Origin of the sequence: Streptomyces sp. NPDC048331 (genome assembly GCF_043201215.1) — a bacterium.
GTDB lineage: Bacteria > Actinomycetota > Actinomycetes > Streptomycetales > Streptomycetaceae > Streptomyces.
In genome coordinates, this window is record NZ_JBICYT010000092.1 from 1 (window position 1) to 4892 (window position 4892).

A 4892-nucleotide genomic window follows, 5' to 3' on the forward strand; every position below is an offset into this window, starting at 1 on the left:
CAACGGCCCCTCGGGGAACGACGTCGTCAACAGCGACAGACCCGCCGGAGTCACCGCGGCCGTCGCCAGACCCTGGAACACCCGCGCCGCGATCAGCATCTCCGGCGAGGTCGCCAGACCACCCGCCAACGAGGACAACCCCAGCACCGCCAGACCCACCAGGAACAGCCGGCGCCGACCGAACAGGTCCGCCACCCGCCCGAACAACAACGTGAAACCCGCCGCACAGAGCGCGAACGACGTCGCGATCCACTGCAGATTCGACAACGAGAAACCGAGCCCGTCACCGATCACCGGCAACGCCACGTTCAGGATCGAGAAATCGACCGCCAGCATGAACTGCGCCACCAACAGCACCACAAGAACCAACCTGAGACGCCCGTCCAGCCGAACGGGCCCCTCGGCTCCTCCCCCCTCCCCTGCACCCGCGTCAACACGCGCTCCCTCGACAACCGACATCGCCATACATCCTTTCGATCACAACTGGGGCCTTCGACTCGAAGGCCGGTACTCGCCGGGGAAGCCGGCTCAGGCAGGGGTGTGCGCCGAGGCGCGGCGCCGGAGTTCTTCGGACAGTTCCTGCCAGTCCTGTGCGCACTGGGCGGCCGCGGCGGCCGCCGTCTCCACGCGGTACGGGGGTATCGCGGCGACGATCCGCTCCCACTGGCGCAGTCCGCTCACCTGGAGGTCGAGCATGCGGAGCAGGAGCCTGCCCGCATCGCTCAGCCTGAGCAGGGGGTCCTTGCACAGGCTGCTGACGAGGACGGGCAGTGGCTGCCCCCGGACCCGGGCGGGTACCGGAGGCGGTGCGGGGGCCGAGGTGTCGCCGGAGCGCCGCTGGGCCGCCGGTACGGGGTCCACGCCCGCTCCGATGCGGCGCCGTACGTCCCGCACGGTCGAGGGCGCGATGCCCGCCTCCCGTGCGATCTGTCGCAGCGACGCGGTGGGCCGGCCGGCCAGGAGCCGGGCCGCGGTCTCGCGGCCGCGGACCGGATCGGCCGGCCGGACGCGGCCGTCCTGGCCGACGCGGCCCGGCGGGGCGGGCCCCGGCACCTCGCGGCGTCGTAGCGCCCCGACGGTCTTGCCCGCCAGCCCGGCCCGGCGCGCGATGCCTCGGTCGGACCAGTCCGGGTGGGACCGCAGGATGCGTAACGCCGCGGCGGTCCGTTCCGCGTGGGTGAGCGGGAGCCCGTGACTGATGTTGGCCTCGACCGAGAGCACGAACGCGTCCTCGGCGCTGCCGTCGAAGTACGTCACTCCCACCGTGACCTGCCCGCGCAGTACGGCGGCCCGCAACCGGTGTGTGCCGTCGATGATCCGCATGGTGGGGCGGTGCACGAGCAGCGGCGGCAGCGTCCGGCCGGATTGCGCGAGGGCTTGTGCGTGGCTCTCGTCCACCTGGACGGTGCGGGGGGAATCCGCGGCGAGCAGTGCGTCGACCGGCACCTCGGTCACGCCGTCGGGGGTCTGTGTCGTGTGCCGCGGGTTCGGCCCGTCCATGAGGTTCACCTCCTTCTCTGCAATCGGTGCTTCGGGCGCCGCTCCGTTCGGTGGGGCGGCCCGAGGAAGAAATTACGTAATTACCGTTCGGTAATCTATCGGGGACGTGAACCCCGTTGAGACCTGGGCAAGTTGACGAAGGAGTGCCAGGTGGGGTGGGCGACCGCGGAAGTTCCCCGGTCGCCCACCGGGCGACCGCTCAGACCCCCACGAGCTCTTCCGTTCGCACGAACTCCCTCAGCCAGGCCAGGAATTCGGGACCCAGGTCGGCACGTTCGCAGGCGAGCCGGACCGTCGCACGCAGGTACTCGGCACGGTCCCCGGTGTCGTAGCGCCGGCCGGAGAAGACGACTCCGTGCACGGGCCGTCCGGCCCGGACCAGCGTGCGCAACGCGTCCGTGAGTTGAATCTCGCCGCCCCGTCCGGGCTCGGTGTTCCGCAGGACCTCGAAGATCTCGGGGTCGAGGAGGTAGCGGCCGATGACGGCCAGATTGCTGGGCGCCGTACCGGGCTCCGGCTTCTCCACCAGCTCCGTCACGCGTACGCCGTCGCCGCCCGCCGAGCGGTCCACCGCGGCGCATCCGTACAGGTGGATGACCTGCGGATCCACCTCCATGAGGGCCACGACGCTACCCCCGAGCCGCTCCCGCACCTCGGCCATCCTGGCGAGCAAGGGGTCACGGGGGTCGATCAGGTCGTCGGCCAGGAGGACGGCGAAGGGCTCCCGGCCGACGTGGGGCGCGGCGCACAGGACGGCGTGCCCGAGGCCCTTGGGGTCCCGCTGGCGCACGTAGTGGATGTCGGCGAGTTCGGTGGACGCGCAGACGCTCCTGAGTTTGTCTTGATCACCCCGGCGCCGGAGGGACTCCTCCAGCTCGTAGTTGCGGTCGAAGTGGTCCTCCAGCGGCCGCTTGTTGCGTCCGGTGACCATGAGGATGTCGGACATCCCCGCCGCCACGGCCTCTTCCACCACGTACTGGATGGCCGGCTTGTCGACCACCGGAAGCATTTCCTTCGGGGTGGCCTTGGTCAGCGGGAGGAATCGCGTTCCCAGTCCCGCGGCGGGGATCACTGCTTTGGTTATCCGGTGAGGTGTGGAATTCATGCCGTCGACGCTAGGGCGCGCCGCCCTCCAACGGCTTGAATTGCCCTGCCTTTCCTCCTACTTGGGCAATTCCGAATCCGTCCGGGGCGCGATGCCCCGCCGGATGAGCCGCCACACCTCCCTGAGCTCACCGGTCACCGCGCCGACGCCCTCACCCCGGCCCCGGCGCACCCGGGTGACGACGCCCCCGACCAGATGCGCGGTCAGCAGGGCGACCGGACACGGGTCGACCTCGGGGTCCAGCTGGCCCTGCGCGGCGGCCTGCTTCAGCAGCTCCTTCACGTCGGGGAGCCAGCAGCCGCACCAGTCGGGTCCGGCACCCACCCGCTCCTGGGTCAACCGCGCCGCGGCGCGCACGGCCGGGTCCGTCTCGATCAGCCCGCCGAGCGCGAGGACGAGCGCGGAAACGGTGTCCAGCGCGGGGCCGCCACCGGCCGTCACCCCCTCGACCACTCTGCGGGTGGCGGCCCGCCCCGAATCCTCGACAGCGGAAGCCAACTCCCCTTTCGCCGCGAAGTGAAAGGTGAGGGCCCCGATCGAAATTCCGGCGGAGCGACTCAGCCGGGAAAGAGAGGTCCCGTCGTACCCATTGCGGTCGAATTCAGCGGCGGCCACCGAGATCAGATGATTACGGGTGCGTACGCCACGCTCTTGCTTCACCACTGCGCCATCACTGCCATCCAGGTCGTTCCTCACTCGCCGCCGTGCCCCGCACGGAGCCGGCGAACTCCAGCGTCACCCGGGCGCCGACCGCCCACAACGCGGACTTGACGAAGAAGCGCCCGTGCCACGCCTCCGGGGGAGGGCCCGACACGGCTCCGGGCAGCTCCGGCACGGGTGCCGAGGGGCCTCCACGTCCAACGTGCCGAAGTCGGGTGCGGTGCGCCATGGGTTCGCTAGAAAAAAAACGAACGTTCTGTATTCTATGAATCCTATCGACGGCGCACGCCGACGTCCGCAGTGGAGGGGGAGACAGATGACGACACGGACGAGGACCCGGGCTCTGATCGCCGGCGACACGGCCCTGGCCGACTTCACGGAACGCCTCTTCGGTCACTTACCGAGGGCCGACCAGCGCCGCTGGGCCCGGGTGTACCTGCAGGGGCTGCTCACCACCCCGGGGAAGAAGTCCGTACGCAGGCTCGCGGCGTCCGTCACCGAGTCGCCCACGGCCTCCCAATCCCTGCAGCAGTTCATCAACGCGAGTCCGTGGGACTGGGATCCGGCCCGGACCGAGCTGCTCCGCTGGGTGGAGGAAAGACATTCCGTGCGGGCCTGGACGATCGGGCAGGTGTGCTTCCCCAAACGTGGTGAGCACTCGGTCGGCGTGCACCGCCGCTTCGACCCCGTCGCCGGACGCATGGTCAACTGCCAGTTGGGCTTCTGCCTCTTCCTGTCACTGGACGGTATGAGCGTGCCGGTGGACTGGCGGCTGGCACTCCCCGAGGCCTGGGTGGCGGATCCCGTCCTGCGCCGCCGGGCACGGATCTCCCCCCGGGCCGTGCACCAGGCCCCGGAAGCTCTCGTCCTGGAGCTCGTCGACTCGATCGCCGCCCGTACCTCGTCGGCGCGTCCTCCCGTGGTCGCCGATCTCAGCCGCCTCGGCAGCGCCGCAGCGCTGATCGGCGTACTGGGCCGCCGCGGGCAGGACTTCCTGGTGTCCGTACCGCCGACGCTCGCGGTACGGGCCGCCGCCCTGACACAGGGCGGCGATCCCGCGCGTACGCCGGGGCGCGGCGGGAGCACCGCGGGCGACTTCGCCCGCCTGGGCAACACCAGCCACCCGTACGCCGTCCCGCTCGCCGGCCGCGACAGGGGTCCGCGGCGGCAGTGCATCCACTCGGCGCTGGTCCGGCTGCCGGAGGGGGACTCGGCCGGGCGGGGGGCGCAGCAGATCTACCGGCTGTTCGGCGAACGCGGGCCGGGGCGGCCGGGTGTGCGGGGCGGGCAGGGCGGGGGGCCGGTCTGGCTCACCAACATGACCCGCCACCGGATGGACGACCTGTTGCACCTGGTGCGGGCGGCGGGGCGGTCCAGGGCGGTGCTCGGCTCGTTGGCCGAAGAGTTCGGGCTCCTCGACTTCGAGGGGCGGTCCTTTCCGGGCTGGCACCATCACATGACGCTGATGTCGGCGGCGTACGCGTACGCGCATGCGGTGCGGGAGCGGGGGGAGCTCGGGCGGCGGTCCGCCTGAGCGGGTGCGGCTCCGGGGAACCCGGCTCCGCCGGGTACCGGGCTCCGCCCGACCACGCGCCTCGAACGGGGGCGGGGCCGGACCGGGCGAAGT

At 71.3% G+C, this 4892-nt stretch carries 6 protein-coding genes; 1 reads left to right on the forward strand and 5 read right to left on the reverse strand.

From position 1 onward, the window contains the following. The 5 genes from ACGFYY_RS42165 to ACGFYY_RS42185 all read right to left on the reverse strand — a co-directional run. The coding region (locus ACGFYY_RS42165) for an MFS transporter (protein ID WP_393717918.1) at positions 1-459 on the reverse strand (459 nt) is incomplete at its 3' end. A gap of 69 nt (positions 460-528) precedes the next feature. Further along, positions 529-1500, reverse strand: a complete 972-nt coding sequence (locus tag ACGFYY_RS42170; protein WP_393717920.1) for a ParB N-terminal domain-containing protein — start codon at positions 1498-1500, stop codon at positions 529-531. Between the two features lie 199 nt (positions 1501-1699). Next, complete coding sequence (gene galU, locus ACGFYY_RS42175; protein ID WP_393717922.1) at positions 1700-2605, reverse strand: UTP--glucose-1-phosphate uridylyltransferase GalU; 906 nt, start codon at positions 2603-2605, stop codon at positions 1700-1702. Between the two features lie 57 nt (positions 2606-2662). Continuing rightward, positions 2663-3301, reverse strand: a complete 639-nt coding sequence (locus tag ACGFYY_RS42180) for a TetR family transcriptional regulator (RefSeq protein ID WP_393717924.1) — start codon at positions 3299-3301, stop codon at positions 2663-2665. Further along, positions 3276-3440 carry a hypothetical protein gene (locus ACGFYY_RS42185; RefSeq protein ID WP_393717926.1) on the reverse strand — a complete coding sequence of 55 codons (165 nt, stop codon included), beginning with the start codon at positions 3438-3440 and terminating at the stop codon, positions 3276-3278. The genes ACGFYY_RS42180 and ACGFYY_RS42185 overlap by 26 nt, the downstream gene beginning before the upstream one ends. 141 nt (positions 3441-3581) lie before the next feature. On the opposite strand from ACGFYY_RS42185, the gene ACGFYY_RS42190 reads away from it, so the two are divergent. Then, a complete protein-coding gene (locus ACGFYY_RS42190; protein WP_393717928.1) occupies positions 3582-4799 on the forward strand; it encodes an IS701 family transposase in 1218 nt (405 codons plus the stop codon). The last annotated feature ends 93 nt before the right edge of the window (positions 4800-4892 follow it).

Coding starts and splice junctions, on each gene's coding strand:
- ACGFYY_RS42190 (WP_393717928.1), top strand. CDS start 3,582: ATGACGACACGGACGAGGACCCGGGCTCTGATCGCCGGCGACACGGCC.
- ACGFYY_RS42170 (WP_393717920.1), bottom strand. CDS start 1,500: ATGGACGGGCCGAACCCGCGGCACACGACACAGACCCCCGACGGCGTG.
- galU (WP_393717922.1), bottom strand. CDS start 2,605: ATGAATTCCACACCTCACCGGATAACCAAAGCAGTGATCCCCGCCGCG.